This is a genomic window from Pseudomonas sp. FW305-28, from assembly GCF_017351395.1.
In the GTDB taxonomy this organism is placed as follows: Bacteria; Pseudomonadota; Gammaproteobacteria; order Pseudomonadales; family Pseudomonadaceae; genus Aquipseudomonas; species Aquipseudomonas fluorescens_AA.
The window spans coordinates 19772-37212 of record NZ_JACNDD010000064.1 but is presented as its reverse complement, the minus strand read 5'-3'; the positions used below and the strand labels follow the sequence as shown (position 1 = coordinate 37212).

Sequence of the window (17441 nt, the reverse complement as noted above, 5' to 3'; positions counted from 1 at the left end):
TTGAAGCGACGCGGTCCATCGGTCAATCGAACCGATAAATGTCCATCCCCAGCGCCCCCATCGTGAACCCCGCATGGGCAACGCTGAATGTCCCACCGGCACCCCGGGCAAAATACAGCGGCAACAAGTGCTCATCGCTGGGGTGGCTGCGCACGGCGTTGGGTGCCTGGCGACGGTAATCGTGCAGCGTGGTCTCGTCGTCGGCCGCCAGTTGCTCGACCATCCAGTCGCGAAAGGCCTTGGCCCAGGGTTCGATGCTGCCAGGGCCGGCGTTCCAGTCCAGGTCGCGCAGGTTATGGGTGATGCTGCCGGAGCCGATCAGCAAGACGCCCTCTTGGCGCAGGCTCGCCAGGGCCTGGCCGACCTGCGTCTGCAGCGCCGGTCCCTGGTGGCTGGGCAGGGAAACCTGCACCACCGGAATGTCAGCCTCGGGGTACATCAACGACAATGGCACCCAGACGCCATGGTCGGACGGCCGTTGAGAGTCGAGGCGGGCCGGCAGGTGCGCGGCGTTGAGCATGTTCGCTACTTGCGTCGCCAGTCGCGGATCGCCAGGCGCGGGGTACTGCACCTCATACAGCGCCGGTGGAAAGCCGCCGAAGTCGTGCCAGGTGCGCGGCTGCGGATTGGCGCTGACCAGCAGTTCGTTGCTTTCCCAGTGGGCGGACACGATGACGATGGCCTTGGGCTTGGGCAATTGACCGGCCAGGCGAGCCAGTGCCGGTCCGCTGGCGCCGGGTTCCAGGGCGAGCATTGGTGAGCCATGGGAGATAAACAGGCTGGGCAGCATGAACGGACTCCTGAGCGTTAAGATGGGCTCATCTTCCGTCAGGTCTATGATCTAAATCTAATATAAGTTTTAGCGCGTTTTGATCGAATTTTTGGAGCGAATCATGGAGCCCGAGTTTTGGCACAAGCGCTGGTCATCGAACCAGATCGGTTTTCATTTGCCGGAGGTGAACCCCTACCTGCAGCATTTCTGGCCGCAACTGGGGTTGGAGCGGGGCAGTCGAGTGCTGGTGCCGTTGTGTGGCAAAAGCCTGGATCTGCTATGGCTTGCCCATCAGGGGTATTCGGTGTTGGGCGTGGAGTTGTCGGAAAAAGCCGCAACCGATTTTTTCCTTGAGCATCAGCTTGAGCCGAGCGTGAGCGAGGTGGGCGTATTCAAGGTCTTTCGTGCGGCTGATATCGAGATTCGCTGCGGTGATTTCTTTGCCCTGGATCGGGAGGATGTGGCCGATTGCACGGCGTTGTACGACCGCGCGGCGCTGATCGCCTTGCCGGCGCCGATGCGGGAGCAGTATGCGGCTCATCTGCAGAGGATCTTGCCCAACGGCGTCGGGTTGTTGATTACCTTGGATTACAACCAGGATGAAATGCCTGGCCCGCCTTTCTCCGTGGGAAACGATGAGGTGCAGCGGCTGCTGGGGGATGCCTGGCGGCTGGAGGTCCTGCAGGAGCAGGATGTGCTGGGGGAAAGCTGGAAGTTCTTGCAGGCGGGTGTGACGCGGCTGGATGAGCGGGTGTATCGGATTTCCAGTCGTTGATGCTGTGCGTCTATGCTGGCGCCATCGCGAGCAAGCTCGCTCCCACAGTTGATCGGCAGTGAATAAAGAGTCTGCGTCCACCGAAGATTCCTGTGGGAGCGAGCTTGCTCGCGATGGGGCCCGTCCAGTCACCCCATGATCCCCCGGATAAAAAAAGCCCGCATTGCTGCGGGCTTTTTTTACAAGGCTTAGCGGTTAGCCGCGACGACGCAGTGCGTCGATACGCTCTTCCAGCGGCGGGTGGCTCATGAACATGCGTGCCAGGCCCTGCTTGATGCCACCGTTGATGCCAAAGGCATTCAGGGTATCTGGCATGTGCACCGGCAGGCCTTGCTCGGCGCGCAGGCGTTGCAGGGCGCCGATCATGGCGCTGGTGCCGGCCAGGCGTGCACCGGCGTCGTCGGCGCGGAACTCGCGTTTGCGCGAGAACCACATGACGATGGCGCTGGCGAGGATGCCCAGTACCAGCTCGGCGAAAATCGTCGCCACGTAGTAGGCGATACCCTGGCCTTCTTCGTTCTTGAAAATCACCTTGTCGACGAAATTACCGATGATCCTGGCGAAGAACATCACGAAGGTGTTCACCACGCCCTGGATCAACGCCAGGGTCACCATGTCGCCGTTGGCGACGTGGCCGATCTCGTGGGCCAGCACGGCCTTGACTTCATCGGGCGAGAACCGTTCGAGCAGACCCTGGCTGACGGCGACCAGGGCGTCGTTCTTGTTCCAGCCGGTGGCGAAGGCGTTGGCCTCGTAGGCCGGGAAGATACCGACTTCCGGCATCTTGATACCGGCTTCGCGGGACAACTGCTCGACGGTCTGCAGCAGCCATTGTTCGTGACGCGTGCGCGGCTGGCTGATGATCTGGGTGCCGGTGCTCATCTTCGCCATCCACTTGGAGATGAACAGCGAAAACAGGGAACCGGCGAAACCGAACACCGCACAGAAGATCAGCAGCTGATTGAGGTTGAGGTCAACCCCATTGGCCGCCATGAACCCGTTGAAGCCAAAGAGGCTCAGGGTGATGCTGGCAATCAGCACGACCGCCAGGTTAGTGGCCAAGAACAGCAGGATGCGCATCATGGTTGTGAAAATCTCCTCATGCTAAAGATGTAGCGTTATGCGGGGTATATAAGGTGCTGCCGCAGGCTATTCAACTCGCCGACTATTTCAAACTGTGTCCTACAGGCGTCCTAAATGTTTGAAAGACTTTTCTGAAAGTGACCAGGGAAAAGAAATACGCTGCCTGCCCCCCGTGAACGTTGAGCCCAGATGCACGTTGACCGTCCAATCCCCAGTGTAGAAGGCCCGACGGAATCGGCGGAACGGATATGTTGCTGAATCAAACAGCGTGCGAGGTGAGGAGGCCCCGCACGCAGCCCGGCTTATTGACGGTAGGACTTGAGGAAGTTGCCGATCCGGCCAATGGCCTGGTCGAGGTCATCGACCCGCGGCAGGGTCACGACGCGGAAGTGGTCCGGCCATGGCCAGTTGAACGCCGTACCCTGGACCACCAGCAGCTTCTCGGACAGCAGCAGGTCGAGGACGAACTTTTCATCGTTGTGGATCGGGCAGACCTTCGGGTCGATCCGTGGGAAGGCATACAGCGCGCCCATCGGCTTGACACAACTGACGCCGGGAATGTCGTTGAGCAATTCCCAGGTGCGATTGCGCTGTTCCAGCAGCCGGCCCTGGGGCAGGACCAGGTCGTTGATGCTCTGGTAGCCGCCCAGCGCCGTCTGGATCGCATGCTGGCTCGGCACGTTGGCACACAGGCGCATGTTGGCCAGCATGTCGATGCCTTCGATGTAGCTCTGGGCATGGTGCTTGGGCCCGGAGATGGCGATCCAGCCGGAGCGGAAACCGGCGACCCGATAGGACTTGGACAGGCCGTTGAAGGTCAGGCACAGCAGGTCCGGCGCCAGGGATGCGGTGCACACGTGCACGGCGTCGTCGTAGAGGATCTTGTCGTAGATCTCGTCGGAGAACACCACCAGGTTGTGCTGGCGGGCCAGTTCCAGCATGCCCAGCAGCACTTCCCGGGAGTACACGGCGCCGGTCGGGTTGTTCGGGTTGATGATCACCAGTGCCTTGGTATTGGGCGTGATCTTGGCCTTGATGTCCGCCAGGTCGGGAAACCAGTTGGCCTGTTCATCGCACAGGTAATGCACCGGGTTGCCGCCGGACAGGCTCACCGCGGCGGTCCACAGCGGATAGTCCGGTGCCGGTACCAGCACTTCGTCGCCGTTGTTGAGCAGGGCCTGCATGGACATCACGATCAGCTCGGACACGCCATTACCCAGGTAGATGTCCTCGATGCCGATCCCTTCGACCTGCTTCTGCTGGTAATACTGCATCACGGCCTTGCGCGCACTGAACAGGCCTTTGGAGTCGCTGTAGCCTTGGGCGGTCGGCAGGTTGCGGATGACGTCCTGGAGGATTTCATCGGGCGCTTCGAAACCAAAGGGTGCCGGGTTGCCGATGTTCAGCTTGAGGATGCGATGACCTTCCTCTTCCAGGCGTTTGGCGTGCTTGAGCACCGGGCCGCGAATGTCGTAGCAGACGTTGGCGAGCTTGTTCGATTTGCTGACCTGCATGGCGATGTGTTCCCGAAAATGAACGATCCAGGCGGCGTATGAACTACCGTAACTGGGAATCCTGCGTCTGTGCCCAGGCCTGACGCGGTATAGGTGCCACAATCCGTTTGAATGCGCATGACGTGACTGCCAGACTGGCGTCTGACGAGGCGCAATCATACGTGCCGCCCGATCTGCGGAAAAGCGTCGGATCGGGCTTTTTCAATTGCCGAGGTAGGACGATGGAAAAGTTGGAAAGAACCCTTGAGGAATGGCACGCCATGCTCGACCCGGAGCAGTACAACGTCTGTCGGTTGAAGGGCACCGAGCGGCCCTTCTCCGGTAAATACAACGCCACCAAGACCGACGGTGTGTATCACTGCATCTGCTGCAACGAGCCGTTGTTCGATTCGCAGACCAAATTCGATTCGGGCTGTGGCTGGCCGAGTTTCTATGCGCCGATCGAAGGCAGCGCAGTGGTGGAGGTGCGGGACGTCAGCCACGGCATGATTCGCACCGAGGTGGTCTGCGCCAAATGCGATGCCCACCTGGGCCACGTCTTCCCCGACGGCCCGCCGCCCACGGGGTTGCGGTATTGCATCAACTCGGTGTGCCTGGATCTCGTGCCCCGTTAGGCACTTGTGGCGAGGGAGCAAGCTCCCTCGCCACATAAATGCCTCCACTATCATTGCGCGCGGGGATGATCTCCACAATTAAATTGCACACAATTCAATTGATCGCTATCTTCAGCCTCCAACCTTTAACCGGAGCCTTGCCATGAGCGACAACCTGCTGAGCATCCCGTGCACCACCATCAAGGGTGAGCAAAAGACCCTCGCCGACTTCGCCGGCAAGGCCGTGCTGGTGGTCAACACGGCCAGCCAGTGCGGGTTCACCCCGCAATACAAGGGACTTGAGGCGTTGTGGCAGACCTACAAGGACCAGGGCCTGGTGGTGCTGGGCTTTCCCTGCAATCAGTTCGGCAAGCAGGAGCCGGGCAATGAAGGGGCGATCACCGAGTTCTGCGAGCTGAACTTCGGCGTGAGCTTTCCGCTGTTCAAGAAAATCGAAGTCAACGGCGCCAACGCCCATCCGCTGTTCGTCCAGCTTAAACAGCGTGCACCCGGCGTGCTGGGGTCCAAAGGCATCAAGTGGAATTTCACCAAGTTCCTGATCGGCAAGGACGGTCAGGTGGTCAAGCGGTTTGCCCCGACCACCAAGCCCCAGGACCTGACCGGCGAGATCGAAGCACTGCTCAAATGAATGACTTGTCAGCCGATTCGCTGAAGCTCGACAGCCAGTTGTGCTTCAAGCTGTACGCCGCTTCACGTGCGGTGATCCGTGGCTACAAGCCGATGCTCGATCAGCTTGGCCTGACCTACCCGCAATACCTGGCAATGCTGGTGTTGTGGGAATGGCAGGACACGGCTCCGCCACAGCCGACGGTCAAGGCCCTGGGTGACCGTTTGCTGCTGGATTCCGGCACACTGACGCCGCTGCTCAAGCGCCTGGAACAGTTGGACCTGGTCCAACGCCAGCGTTCGGCCCGGGACGAGCGGGAGGTCCACTTGAGCCTGTCGGCTGCGGGACGGGCTTTGCGCGAACAGGTCGGCCCGCTCAAGGCCCGCCTGTTATGCGACAGCGGGGTTGATCTGGACCGCCTGGGCGCGTTGCGAGACGGTCTCGATCATCTGCTGGGCCAGATCAAAGCGCTGACGTAGTGGGCACCCACTGGTCCAGCACGGCTGCCAGTTCTTCGCGGCGGAACGGCTTGGACAGGTAGTCGTTCATGCCAGAGGCCCGGCAGCGCTCGCGTTCTTCGGGCATCGCGTTGGCCGTCAGCGCAACGATCGGCAGGTCCGACCAACGCCCGCTGCGGCGAATCTGCCGGCTGGCTTCGTAACCGTCCATCACCGGCATGTTGCAGTCCATCAACACCAGGTCGAACACCCGCTGTTCCAGTTGATCCAGGGCTTCGACACCGTGGGCCGCGACGGTGACTTCGCAGCCCAGTTTCACCAGCATGCCCTTGGCCACCAGTTGGTTGACCGGATTGTCCTCCACCAGCAGCACCCGTCCACGCTTGGATGGCGTCGGGGTTTCGATCTGTGCATCGTTGATGGTGGTCGCCTCGCTTTGCATGGCGCGCCGCACAATCTGGTACAGCGCATGGCGCGCCAGCGGTCGGGCCTGTTGTATCAGCGGGGCGAGGGCGGCGGCCTCTTCGCCGGGCATGAAGCTGCCGTAGGCGGTCACCAGCAGGATCGGTGCCTCAAAGGTCGGCCGCAGGTTGAACAGGCATTCCGGGCAGTCAGTGATCAGCACGTCAGGCTTGAGTCCCAGCAGCCCGTCATCGATGGAGCGTTGCACATAATCCAGGCCCCACCCCGGCAACAACATGCCCAGTAACTCGGCCAGGCCGCTGCTGCTGGCGGTGATGGCGACGACGTTGCCGCGCAACGGTTCGACCGGCGTTGCAGGGAGATGGCAGGGCAGGGGCAGGTCTGCGCAGAACTGACTGCCGAAGCCGGCTTCGGAACTGATCGTCAATCGGCCCTGCATGGCTTCGCAGAGGTTGTAGGTCAGTGCCAGGCCCAACCCGGTGCCGCCAAACTGACGGGTAATCCCGGCGCCGGCCTGGGTGAATGGCTGCAGGATTCTCGCCTGGGCTTCCTGGGGAATGCCGATACCGGTGTCGCAGACTTCGATTCGCACGCCGCCTTCGTAATGGCTCAACTTCACGTCGACCCGGCCGAAGCGTGTGAACTTCAGTGCGTTGGACAGCAGGTTGCTGACGATCTGGCGTACCCGGGTCGGGTCGCCCAGCACCTGCGCCGGGAACCGGGGATCGATCAGGCAGGCCAGCTCGACACTGGGAGCCGCGTTCTGGGAAAGCAGGTTGGCGGTATCCTCCACCAGGGCGCCGAGGTCGAACGGGATGCGTTCGAGCTCCAGTTGACCGGCGTCGAATTTCGACAGGTCGAGGATGTCGTTGAGCAACTCGACCAAGACCTTGCCCGAGTCATGGGCGATCGAAAGCTGCTGCTGTTGCTCGGCCGTCAGGGGACCGTCCAGGGACAGGGCGATCATGCCCAGCAGGCCGTTGAGCGGCGTGCGGATCTCGTGGCTCATGTTGGCGAGGAACACGGAGCGGGCTTCGGCCATGTCCAGGGCCGTGCGCCGGGCCACCTCCAGCTCTTCGTTGGACTGGCTGAGGCGGGCGTTGATGGCCTTGAGTTCGGCGGTGCGTGCCGAGACGATGTTTTCCAGTTGCGCCAGGTATTCGGTGAGGCGATTTTCGGCGGTGCGCCGCTGTTGGATTTCCGTGGAGATATTTTCGAACTGCTGGTTGGCGACGGACACCAGCACGCCGATTTCATCGGACTGGTGGCCGGAAGGGCATTCCAGGCGGTTCTGTTCGCTGCTGCTCGGGTCGCGGCTGCTCAGTTCGCGGATGACCCGCACCAGGGGTTTGGTCAGCATCACGTAGAACAGCGCCAGCAGCAGGCCGGTCAGGATCAGGCTGCGGGCGAAGCCGTTGAGCAAGGTGACTTCGGCGCGGCGCAGGAAACGACTGCCGAACGCATAGGTGTCGACGTCCAGTCGCAGCATGCCCAGGGATTCGCCGGGCAAGTGGTCCAGGTAGAGCCGGTCCTCGAACTGGCGCTGGGCACCGAACAGGAAGTCGCTGATGAACCGGTAGCTGCTTTGCAGCTCGGGCCGCTTGACGCTGGCCAGCACGGTATTGTTGTTGTCGATCAGCTCGGCGCCGATGATGGCCGGTGAGCGCAACAGGCCCATGGCCAGTTCCTGGGCGAGTTCGGCGTCGATGTTGTAGGCGATGCGCGAGGCCGGGTTGTGGCTGATTTCCAGCAGCGACAGGATTTCACGGTTGATCGACGCGTCTTCGCTGGCATAATCGATGCCGATCTGCATCAGGCTGAGCAAGGTGCCCAACACGAAGCCCACCAGCACGGTCAGGCGGGCCTGCTTATAGGAAAGCCGTTGAGTGAATCTGATGTCCATTGAGTGATGAACCACTTACGTTTCCCTTCGCCGGTCAAGCATAGCTGATCATCTCTGAATGCCGGTGCGGCCGGTGTGTATTGTGTGAAGTAGACCCGCCATTGGATAAGGCGTTTCGTTGTTGGAGCGCCATCATTACTGTGAACCTGTCCGAGGAAAAGACGTGGACTCGCGATTGAATGCTTTTCTTGAGCGTGCCGATGCCGTGCTGGCCCGGATCGAGCCTTTGCTGCCGGCGCCCCGGCCCGCCATCGATTGGACCCAGACCCTGGCCGCCCGCTGGCAGCGTGACGGCCGCAGTGGCTACCTGTTGCCGCTGCACGTCAGCCTCGACATGCGCCTGTCGGACCTGATCGGCGTGGATCGCCAGGTCGAACAGCTGGGCCGCAACACCCGGCAGTTCCTCGATGGCATGCCCGCCAACCATGCCTTGCTCTGGGGCTCGCGTGGTACCGGCAAGTCGTCCCTGGTGCGCGCCCTGTTGGCCGAACATGCCTCGCATGGCCTGCGGTTGATCGAGATCGAACGCGATCACCTGGCTGATCTGCCCCGGGTGGTCGAGCAGGTTGCGAAACTGCCGCAGCGCTTCGTGTTGTTCTGCGATGACTTGTCGTTCGAGTCCGGCGAAGGCGATTACCGCGTGCTCAAGAGTGTGTTGGATGGCTCCTTGGAACAGGCGCCGGACAACGTGCTGCTGTATGCCACTTCCAACCGTCGGCACCTGGTGCCGGAAAAGGAGAGCGACAACGAGAACTGGAAACGGGTCGACGGTGAACTTCATCCCAGCGAAGCGGTGGAGGACAAGATCGCCTTGTCCGACCGCTTCGGCTTGTGGCTGTCGTTTTATCCGTTTACCCAAGAACATTTCCTCAACGTCGTGGAGCACTGGATCGGTGAACTGGCGGCCAAGGCCGGGCTGGCCTGGCAGCGCGACGAAGCGCTGGATGTGCTGGCGGTGCGCTGGGCAACCGGTCGCGGCAACCGCAACGGACGTTGCGCTTATCAGTTTGCCCGTTATTGGGTAGGCCTGAAATTGTTGGAGCACAAGGCATGATCGATTTGAAGGGCAGCGGTGTTGGCCTCGATGGCTACGACTTGTTATCGGCACAGTTGGAATCCTTGCTGGCCGATGAACGTGACTTCATCGCCAACGCCGCGCAGTTCTCGGCCTTCCTGTCCAGTCAGCTGGACGACTTGAACTGGGCCGGCTTCTACCTCAATCGCAACGAAGAGCTGGTCCTGGGACCGTTCCAGGGCCAGATCGCCTGTGTGCGGATTCCCTTTGGCCGTGGCGTGTGTGGCACGGCGGCAGCGACCCGGCAGACCCAGCGCGTCGAAGATGTCCATGCCTTCGCCGGACACATCGCCTGCGACAGCGCGTCGAACAGTGAACTGGTGGTGCCGCTGGTCAAGGACGGGCGCCTGATCGGCGTGCTTGACCTGGACAGTCCGAAACTGGCGCGTTTTACCGAGCATGATCAAGCTGGCATTGAAGCATTGGCTGCGATATTCCTGCGCCTGACGGATTGCTGATCATGCCTTCAGCCCGGCCTTGACCAGCAGGCTGTCGGGGTCGACCTCATCGATCTGGCGCGGGTCGAGGAACTGCTCGGCGTAGCCCAGGTAGATCTTTTCTTCGATGAACAGCCAGAACAGCTCGGGATCGATATGGGCGTCGCGGCACATGGTGGCCATGATGCCCAGGGCCTCGCTCAGCGTCTTGGCTTTCTTGTAGGGCCGGTCGGCCGCCGTCAGTGCTTCGAAAATGTCGGCGATGGCCATCATCCGTGCCGGCAGGCTCATCTCCTCGCGCTTGAGGCGCTTGGGGTAGCCGCTGCCGTCCATTTTCTCGTGATGACCGCCGGCGATCTCCGCCACGTTGTTCAGGTGGCTAGGGAAGGGCAACTGACTGAGCATCAGGATCGTCTGCACCATGTGATGATTGATGACGTAGCGTTCCTCGCGCGTCAGCGTGCCTCGCGTGATGCTCAGGTTGTAGAGCTCGCCGCGGTTGTATTTCCAGGCCGGCACATCGAGCTGGAAGCCCCACGGGTTGTCCGCCGGGATCAGCTCGGCTGCGTGGCGCTCGAACAAGTGTTCGGGCTTGTCCGCCAACAGCGGCTCGGTGGCCGGCAGTGTCGGCTTGGGCGTACGGGCCTGGCGTCGGTTTTCTTCCCAGGAAACCCCCAGGCGGTCATCGAGGGTCCGGCTCCACGGGCGTTGCGCGATGTGTTGCAGGCGTTGCAGATCGGCCTCGGCCATGGCTTCGGAGCCCAGGTTGCAGCGGGCGACGAAAGCAAAGTCGTCATCCAGTGCCGTTAATGTCGCGTCACGCTGTCGGGCCAGGGATGACGATTCGCCGCCGTTTGCCACGGCCTGCCAGTAATCGACCCAGGCGTCGCGTTTGAGTACTTCGAAACGGGTGCGTATCTCGTGGATCCGGTCGTTCAGGGTTTCCAGTTTGGTGGCTTTGTCGACGACGTATTCGGGGGTGGTGACCTTGCCGCAATCGTGCAGCCAGGCGGCGATGTGCAGGGCTTCCCATTCATCCTCCGTGGGCCGGTAGGCGCTGAACGCCGGGGCCTGGCTGGCAGCGGCGGCCTGGGCGAGCATCAGGGTCAGGACCGGCACCCGCTGGCAATGGCCGCCGGTGTAGGGGCTCTTGGCATCGATCGCGCCGGCCAGCAGTTGGATGAAGGCGTCCAGTAGCTGCTTTTGCTTGGCTTGCAGGCGCTGGCCCTCGATGCTCACGGTGGCGGCGCCGGACACGGCTTGGAGGAAGGCGATGCGGTCGGGCTGGAGTTTTTCCAGGTCTGCTTCGGTGCCGCTGTCGGTGATCAGCAACACCAATACGCCGACGGTTTCCTGATGGCGATTGCGCAGGCGGATGCCGATCAGGTGGACCCGAGGCGAGTCCAGTGCCTGCAGGATGCCTTGCAGGTCGGCCGCCTGCTCGAAGCCCAGGGAGGTCACGAGATTGTCCGCGACGACCAGTTGTTGGAGCCATTGCGGGCTGTCGCCCGCTTGTAGCTCATGACTGCGCAGCTTGAAGGCGGCGAGGTCCCTGGGGGTTCCATCGATCACCAGCCCATAGGGCTTGAGCCGATTTTCGTCGTTCTCGCGCAGGTAGATCAGGCCGGCCTGGGCCTGGCCGATTTTCACGGTTTCGAACAACATCCGTTCCAGCAACGGGGCGAAGCGGGTTTCGGCGCGCAGGCTGGCGGTGATTTCAAAGAAACTTGCCAGGGTCTCTTTCATGCGTGCCATCGAGACACTCAACTGATCGACCTCCAGTACCGGGGAGCGGCGGGACACCGGGTAGTTGAAGTCAAAGCTGCGAATGGCGTCGGCCTCCTGCACCAGTTCGCGCAAGGGCTTGACCAGGATCCTGGACGTCAGCCAGCCCAGGGGCAGGCACAGCAGCAGGGTGGCCAGGGTGATGAGCGCGCCTTGCCAGCGCATGCGATAAGCGTTGTCCAGCAGTTCATCCTCAGGCACCAGCAGCGCCAGTTCCAGGCCTTGGGGCCCGCCTTCCTGCATGTGGCTGCGCGACACGATCCACTGGCGTCCGGCCGCTTCCAGTCGGGTCGTATCAGTGTTGTCGTCGAGGACGGCGGCGATGGCCGGGTTGAGGTCGCGGGCCTTGATCAGGCGCGCCGACCGGGCGTCGGCGAGCAGCCGGTCGCTGTCGGGATAACCCACGGCGTTGCCCTTGGGATCGAGCAACACGATCTCGGTACCGGTGGTCACCTTGTGCTTGGCCAGGGTCTGGGACAGGGCTGCCAGGGTCAGGTCGGCGCCGATGACTGCCTGCTCGCCGCTGCGCCGGGCGAGGGTGGTGCCGACGTTATGCGTGGAGAAGAAAACGTAGGGCTCGGTGGTGATCTGCCCGGCGCTGCCGGCGGCGCTGCGAAACCAGCCACGGCTGCGCGGATCGTAGGTTTCGTCGGCCATGTCCCGGCGATCGATGAGCGTCAGGGTCTCGTCGTAGAACAGCGATTGGGAGTGGACCGGGCCCTGCTCGGTGGCCCGCTCCACGGTCCAGACCTGATAGGCCGCCTCGGCGGGGGCCCGCAGGGCGGTTTTCAGGGCCGGGGTGCGCAATGGCCGGACCATCAGGAAATTGCCGCGTTGATCGCCCAGGTACAACGACGCCAGGTTCGGGTTGTCCCGCAATGCCTGGCTGAAGGGCACGAGCAGGGCCAGGCGTTGCGCCATCTGCGGCGTGCGTGTCGCCGGGTAGTCGGCCAGCAGGCTCAGCAGGTGGCGGATGGGTTCGTAGGTGTCATACAAGTCCAGGCGCACCTCCTGTTCAATGCGGTTGAACAGTTGTTCACTGCTGGACAGGATGATTTGCGTGGTTTGCCGGTAGTTGAAAATACCCAGCACCACCCCGGTCAACAACAAAAGCAGGGTAAACATCACGCTGATGTGGACATGCAGGGGAAACCGGCGTTTGTCCGGACGCGGTGCGCTGGGCATTGCAGTCACTCCAAGTGTCAGGGGGTGTTCTCGATGGGTGTTCCCGCGTGCAAGGGAAACCGATCGAGAACACCCCAGGTACGCACTGCTGAGCGAATAGCATAGTAAACGCTGGATTATTTTGCCTTGGCGATCTCCGTTTCCAGGGCCCGCTCCAGTTCGCTCATGGCGCGGTCGAGGGCGTCGATGCAGGCGCTGATTCGTTCAGGGGCCTGTGCCGGATGACACGCCTGCTCCAGCGCCTCGCACCGCTGGATCAGCGTGGTCGCCTGGACGATGCGGGCGACGCCTTTTATCTTGTGCGCCGTTTCGGTCAGCGCTTGGCGGTTTGCGCCCTGGGCGACGTCGAGCAACTCCTGGCGGTCCGCGCGACAGCTACTGAGTAACTCCGCCAGCAGGCGCCGGTTGGACGAAGGGTCGCCGCCGGTCAACGCCTGGAGACAGTGCACGCTGAAAGCCGTTGGGTGACCGACGGGTTTGACCGTCTTGATCCACTGGCTCAAGGCGCTCAGGCTGATCGGTTTGAACAGGCAGTCATCCATTCCGGCGTCCAGGCAGCGTTGTTTTTCCTCCGGTTGAGCATTGGCGGTGAACCCCAGGAGGGTGCAGGGTGGCCGTCGCTGTTCGGACTCATCGCGACGAATCGAGCGGGCCAGTTCGTAACCGCTCATGATGGGCATGTTGCAATCGGCGATGACCAGATCGAAATGGCCTTCCTGCCAGACCTCGAGCCCGTGGGCACCATCGTGGGCGACCCGGTAGTGATGGCCGAGGTATTCCAATTGCTGGGACATCAGCAGGCGGTTGGCGGGATGATCGTCCACGATCAGGACGTTCAAGGCGGCCTGGGCCGTTTCGATGACCGGTTCGAGTGGGAGGCTCACCGGCGCCGTCGACAGGACGGTCAGTTGCAGGTGGACCTGGACCTGGGTGCCGACACCGGGTTGGCTGCTCATGTGCAGGTTGCCGCCCATCATCCGGCACAGGTTGCGACTGATCACCAGCCCCAGCCCCGCGCCTTTGCGGGCCATTCGGCTGGTGTTATCGACCTGGGCAAACGGCTCGAACAAGCGTTGCAAGTCTGCCGGGCCGATACCGATGCCGCTGTCGTTGACCTCCAGATACATGTGCAGGACGTCGTCCCGTTCGGTTGGCGCTAGCCGGACCTTGACCACGACCTGGCCCTGCTCGGTAAATTTGAGGGCATTGCTGATCAGGTTCGACAGCACCTGCTTGAATCGCAAGGGGTCTATCAACACGTCGGGGTTGCCCTCGGCGGCATCGAACTGCAGCGACAACGCCAGGTTTTTCTGCCGGGCCACACCCTCGAAGACCCGTATGACCGATTGCAGCAAAACCCTGAGGTTGACGCGTTCGGGGGCCAGGCTCAGATGGCCGGATTCGATACGGGCGATGTCCAGGATATCGCCGATCAGCTCGAGCATGCCGGAAGCCGACTCGTAGGCGACTGCGATGGTCGAGCGGTCCACGTGGCCCTTGTCGGCGTGTTTCAGGGCCAGCTCGAGCATGCCGATCACCGCGTTCATCGGGGTGCGGATTTCATGGCTCATGGTGGCCAGGAACGTGCTTTTGGCGCGGTTTGCGTCATCGGCCCGTTGCTTGGATGCGCGCAGTTCCTCGAACAGCTGCCGTCGTTCGCTGATGTCGATCCAGCCGCCGATGATGCCTTGCACTTGCGCGGCGGAGTTTCGGTAGGGAAGGATCCAGTGATAGATCGTCAGTTTCCGGTCGCCGATGTGCAGGGGACGGTCCACGATCAGCGCGGTGCCTTCGGCCATGACGCGCTGGTAGTCCGCCTGGTATTCCTGTGCTTCGAAGGCATTGCTCATGGAACCTGGCATCGAGTCCTTGCCGATGACGTCTTCGCGCCTGGCGTTGAACGTTTCCAGGTAACTGTCGTTGCAGCTCTGCAGGATGCCGTTGCGATCCCTCACGTAGATAGGGTGGGGGGTGCCATTGAGCAGCGAATGCATGAATTCGAGTTGATCGTTGAGGGCCAGTTCAGCCCGTTGACGTTGCCTGATCTGGCGCTGCATGTAGGCGTTCCATGTCAGGGAAAGCAGCAGCAACAGGCCGACGCCCGCGACGACCTGGAAGAACAGGCGGTTATACGTGCGCCAGGTGTGTTCCGAGGGCGAGACGTAACCGCGCCAGCGGTTGTTGATGATGCCCAGTTCGTCGGGGTCGATGCTGGTCAGGGCCTTGTCGAGGATGGCGTTCAACTCGCTGGCGTGTTTGGCCGTGGCCAGCGCGAACAGCGCCTGTTGGGTGCCCACCGTGCTGCTGATCTGCAACCGGTCCCGCCACGCATGGGAGGAGATGAAGTAGTTGGCCATCACCTGCGAGTTCACGCTGCCGTCGACCTGGCCATGGGCGAGCATTTCCACGGCGCGCAAGGGGCCGTCCGTTTCGATGATCCGGATGTTCGGGTACTGGCTGCGTAGCCATTCAATGAGCGGGTTGCCCTTGGCGATCGCCAGGCTGGCGTGGCCGAACTGATCGAGCGTGGTGGGCGTGTCGGACGGCTTGCGGGTCAGCAGGACGAACGAGCTGTCGACGTAGGGGCGGCTGAATTTCAACTGGCGTTGCCGTTCACTGCTGGGCAACAGCGCGGCAATCACGTCGGCTTGATCGTTCAGGACCGCGGCAATCATTTCACTGTCGTTCTGGCGGCGCTGGATGTCCAGGCGCAGGCCGGTGCGCAGCCGGATCAGCTCCAGCAGGTCGGCGCTGATGCCGCGAAAATCGCCGTCCGGATCGAAGAAGGTGAAGGGGGCGGAAGTTTCGTTCACCACCACCCTGACCACCGGATGCCTGGCCAGCCAGCGTTGCTCGCGGTCGGTCAGTTGTACCCGGTGGTCCGTGAGGTACAGGTCGCTGCCTGCACTCCAGCGCTTGGCAATGGCCGCCTGTTCGGCGATGGGGACCTGGTTCAGCGTCGCGTTGATGATCTCCAGCAAGCGGGTATCGCCACGGCGTACGGCGAAACCGAACCCATAGGATTCATGTTTGCCGAAACTGGCCATGCGGATATTGCTCAAGTAGCCCTTGCTGATCATGTAATGGGTGGACAGGGTATCGCCGAGAAATACATCCGCCTGGCCAAAAGCGACGGCATTGATGGCGTTCTGGTAGGACGGATAGGTGGTGATGATTGCCTTGGGGTAGAGTTTTTCGATTTCCTGCAGCGGCAGGTAGTGATAGACCATGCTCAGCCGCAACCCCTTGAGGTCTTCATTCAGGGATCGGCTTTCATTCGTTCGGGTGACGAGAACGGGTTGGTCCACTGCGTACGGCGTCGAGAGCGCAATGTCGGGGTCGCGGGCCTCGAAACCGTTGGCGGTGCCAAGCATGTCGATTTGCCCGTCCTTGAGCGCCGCCATGGCTGCCTCACGGGAGGCGAAACGCAGGACTCTCATGGGCAAGCCGGTGGACTTGGCGAGAATGTCGGCATAGTCGGCGGTCAGGCCTTCGTAGTCGCGTCCGCTGGCAGACAGATCGAAGGGTGGGTAGTCCGGTGCGGAAGTGCCCAGGACCAGTTCCTGCCGGCTTTTTAGCCAGGTGCGGTGAACATCATCGAACTTGATCTCGGCCTGAGCCATGGACGAACGCCCCAGCAGCGTGTATTGCCCGGGCGCATCCGGTGTCGCCGCGAGCACTCCTGCATATAACGCTGCGCTGATCAGCAGGAGACATTCGGTTATGCGTCTGAGCATCCTGTTTTCTCACACCAGCGCGTTGCGCTTCGCCATTTCAATCAGCTCGACCAAGGACTTGACCTTGAGTTTCTGCATCAGGCGTTTTTTATAAGTGCTGACGGTTTTATTGCTGAGAAACATCCCCTTGGCTATTTCCTTGTTGGTTCGGCCCTGGGCAAAAAGTTGCAGTACCATCAGTTCCCGATCATTGACGCTTTTGAAAAGGTCCAGCTCTATACTGCGTGGATCATCCGGGCGTATCGGGTTCAGCGCCTGGCTGGGGAAATAGTTATAGCCGGACAATACCGCTTTGATCGCGCTGACAAGTTCGCTGAGGTCTTCCTGTTTGCAAACGTAACCGGAGGCACCGGATTGCATGCATCGGATACCGAAGAGCGTCGGCGACTGTGCCGTGAGCACCAGTGTCTTGAGCGGCGTGGTCATGGCGTTGAAGCGCGACAGAATTTCCAGCCCGTCAAGTTTGGGGATGCTGATGTCCAGGATAACCAGGTCTGGCATGCATTCGCGCACCATTTGCATCGCGTCGACGCCGTTGTCAGTTTCTCCTACGACCTTATAGCCCTCATGTTCCAGGAGCATGCGAACGGCGAGGCGGATGACCGGATGATCGTCGACAATGAAAACGGAGTTCATGAATAAATTACCCTGCGAACTTGAATAAAGCGCGCACCTTAGCCCACTTACAGCCAGGGCCGTACGAAGAGACGGGCATGCAACTTCAATTTCAGAAGTTTCCTACAAAAAAAGAGGCAAGATATTACGATGTAATCGGTTTTTTAGTAGGTGGATGACAATAAGAGGAGGAAGGTGTTGGCAGTGTGTGAAGGGATATTTCTTTGATTGTGTTGTTTGTGCAAACAAAGGAAACGTTCTAATCGAGGTTTGTGTAAGCCATACCTTTATTTATCTACTTCAAACTCCTTGTGGATGGCACTACAAAAACCACATGCACCGCCAATCCCCTGTGGGGGTAAGGTGGCTGCACGATCCATATCCACCGCAATCCCTGTGGGAGCGAGCTTGCTCGCGATGGCGGTGGATCTGTGCGCATCGATGCTGGATGCGCCTGC

Annotated in this window: 13 protein-coding genes; 6 read left to right on the top strand and 7 right to left on the bottom strand. The window is 61.2% G+C overall.

Going from position 1 to position 17441, the window contains the following annotated elements:
- Positions 1-22: 22 nt before the first annotated feature.
- Positions 23-790, bottom strand: coding sequence for a class III extradiol ring-cleavage dioxygenase (locus J4E53_RS16410; RefSeq protein ID WP_103309189.1), 768 nt, complete (start codon positions 788-790; stop codon positions 23-25).
- A 103-nt stretch (positions 791-893) separates the two neighbouring features.
- Between J4E53_RS16410 and J4E53_RS16405 the strand changes: the two genes are divergently transcribed.
- Positions 894-1547 carry a thiopurine S-methyltransferase gene (locus J4E53_RS16405; protein ID WP_103309187.1) on the top strand — a complete coding sequence of 218 codons (654 nt, stop codon included), beginning with the start codon at positions 894-896 and terminating at the stop codon, positions 1545-1547.
- 195 nt (positions 1548-1742) lie between these two features.
- On the opposite strand, the gene htpX is transcribed toward J4E53_RS16405, so the two are convergent.
- Entirely contained in the window at positions 1743-2630 is an 888-nt protein-coding gene (gene htpX, locus J4E53_RS16400) for a protease HtpX (protein ID WP_003183732.1), read from the bottom strand.
- Between the two features lie 302 nt (positions 2631-2932).
- Positions 2933-4144: a pyridoxal phosphate-dependent aminotransferase gene (locus J4E53_RS16395; RefSeq protein WP_018603142.1), complete on the bottom strand. Its 1212-nt coding sequence runs from the start codon at positions 4142-4144 to the stop codon at positions 2933-2935.
- A gap of 221 nt (positions 4145-4365) precedes the next feature.
- On the opposite strand from J4E53_RS16395, the gene msrB reads away from it, so the two are divergent.
- The 3 genes from msrB (at position 4366) to J4E53_RS16380 (ending at position 5844) form a co-directional block, all read left to right on the top strand.
- Positions 4366-4758, top strand: a complete 393-nt coding sequence (msrB, locus tag J4E53_RS16390) for a peptide-methionine (R)-S-oxide reductase MsrB (protein ID WP_103309184.1) — start codon at positions 4366-4368, stop codon at positions 4756-4758.
- A gap of 142 nt (positions 4759-4900) precedes the next feature.
- Positions 4901-5386 carry a glutathione peroxidase gene (locus J4E53_RS16385; protein WP_003199416.1) on the top strand — a complete coding sequence of 162 codons (486 nt, stop codon included), beginning with the start codon at positions 4901-4903 and terminating at the stop codon, positions 5384-5386.
- Complete coding sequence (locus tag J4E53_RS16380; protein WP_060738534.1) at positions 5383-5844, top strand: MarR family winged helix-turn-helix transcriptional regulator; 462 nt, start codon at positions 5383-5385, stop codon at positions 5842-5844. Before J4E53_RS16385 ends, J4E53_RS16380 begins: the two co-directional genes overlap by 4 nt.
- Here J4E53_RS16380 and J4E53_RS16375 read toward each other — a convergent pair.
- Positions 5828-8149, bottom strand: coding sequence for a response regulator (locus J4E53_RS16375; RefSeq protein ID WP_103309180.1), 2322 nt, complete (start codon positions 8147-8149; stop codon positions 5828-5830). The genes J4E53_RS16380 and J4E53_RS16375 overlap by 17 nt on opposite strands.
- A gap of 163 nt (positions 8150-8312) precedes the next feature.
- On the opposite strand from J4E53_RS16375, the gene J4E53_RS16370 reads away from it, so the two are divergent.
- Both J4E53_RS16370 and J4E53_RS16365 read left to right on the top strand, forming a co-directional pair.
- Entirely contained in the window at positions 8313-9203 is an 891-nt protein-coding gene (locus tag J4E53_RS16370; protein ID WP_060738532.1) for an ATP-binding protein, read from the top strand.
- Positions 9200-9682, top strand: coding sequence for a GAF domain-containing protein (locus J4E53_RS16365; protein ID WP_060738531.1), 483 nt, complete (start codon positions 9200-9202; stop codon positions 9680-9682). Before J4E53_RS16370 ends, J4E53_RS16365 begins: the two co-directional genes overlap by 4 nt.
- On the opposite strand, the gene J4E53_RS16360 is transcribed toward J4E53_RS16365, so the two are convergent.
- The 3 genes from J4E53_RS16360 to J4E53_RS16350 form a co-directional block, all read right to left on the bottom strand.
- On the bottom strand, positions 9683-12631 hold the full coding sequence (locus J4E53_RS16360; RefSeq protein WP_103309179.1) for an HD domain-containing phosphohydrolase: 2949 nt from the start codon (positions 12629-12631) through the stop codon (positions 9683-9685).
- A gap of 116 nt (positions 12632-12747) precedes the next feature.
- The gene (locus J4E53_RS16355) at positions 12748-16368 is read right to left on the bottom strand and encodes a transporter substrate-binding domain-containing protein (RefSeq protein ID WP_103309177.1); all 3621 of its coding nucleotides are present in this window, start codon (positions 16366-16368) and stop codon (positions 12748-12750) included.
- A gap of 9 nt (positions 16369-16377) precedes the next feature.
- Positions 16378-17004, bottom strand: coding sequence for a response regulator transcription factor (locus J4E53_RS16350; RefSeq protein ID WP_042730435.1), 627 nt, complete (start codon positions 17002-17004; stop codon positions 16378-16380).
- Positions 17005-17441: the final 437 nt, after the last annotated feature.

Bases quoted from the DNA above. Each gene is read 5' to 3' on its own strand.
- J4E53_RS16350 (WP_042730435.1), bottom strand. From the start codon at position 17,004: ATGAACTCCGTTTTCATTGTCGACGATCATCCGGTCATCCGCCTCGCC.
- J4E53_RS16365 (WP_060738531.1), top strand. From the start codon at position 9,200: ATGATCGATTTGAAGGGCAGCGGTGTTGGCCTCGATGGCTACGACTTG.
- J4E53_RS16395 (WP_018603142.1), bottom strand. From the start codon at position 4,144: ATGCAGGTCAGCAAATCGAACAAGCTCGCCAACGTCTGCTACGACATT.
- J4E53_RS16385 (WP_003199416.1), top strand. From the start codon at position 4,901: ATGAGCGACAACCTGCTGAGCATCCCGTGCACCACCATCAAGGGTGAG.
- htpX (WP_003183732.1), bottom strand. From the start codon at position 2,630: ATGATGCGCATCCTGCTGTTCTTGGCCACTAACCTGGCGGTCGTGCTG.
- J4E53_RS16360 (WP_103309179.1), bottom strand. From the start codon at position 12,631: ATGCCCAGCGCACCGCGTCCGGACAAACGCCGGTTTCCCCTGCATGTC.
- msrB (WP_103309184.1), top strand. From the start codon at position 4,366: ATGGAAAAGTTGGAAAGAACCCTTGAGGAATGGCACGCCATGCTCGAC.
- J4E53_RS16355 (WP_103309177.1), bottom strand. From the start codon at position 16,368: ATGCTCAGACGCATAACCGAATGTCTCCTGCTGATCAGCGCAGCGTTA.
- J4E53_RS16380 (WP_060738534.1), top strand. From the start codon at position 5,383: ATGAATGACTTGTCAGCCGATTCGCTGAAGCTCGACAGCCAGTTGTGC.
- J4E53_RS16410 (WP_103309189.1), bottom strand. From the start codon at position 790: ATGCTGCCCAGCCTGTTTATCTCCCATGGCTCACCAATGCTCGCCCTG.
- J4E53_RS16375 (WP_103309180.1), bottom strand. From the start codon at position 8,149: ATGGACATCAGATTCACTCAACGGCTTTCCTATAAGCAGGCCCGCCTG.
- J4E53_RS16405 (WP_103309187.1), top strand. From the start codon at position 894: ATGGAGCCCGAGTTTTGGCACAAGCGCTGGTCATCGAACCAGATCGGT.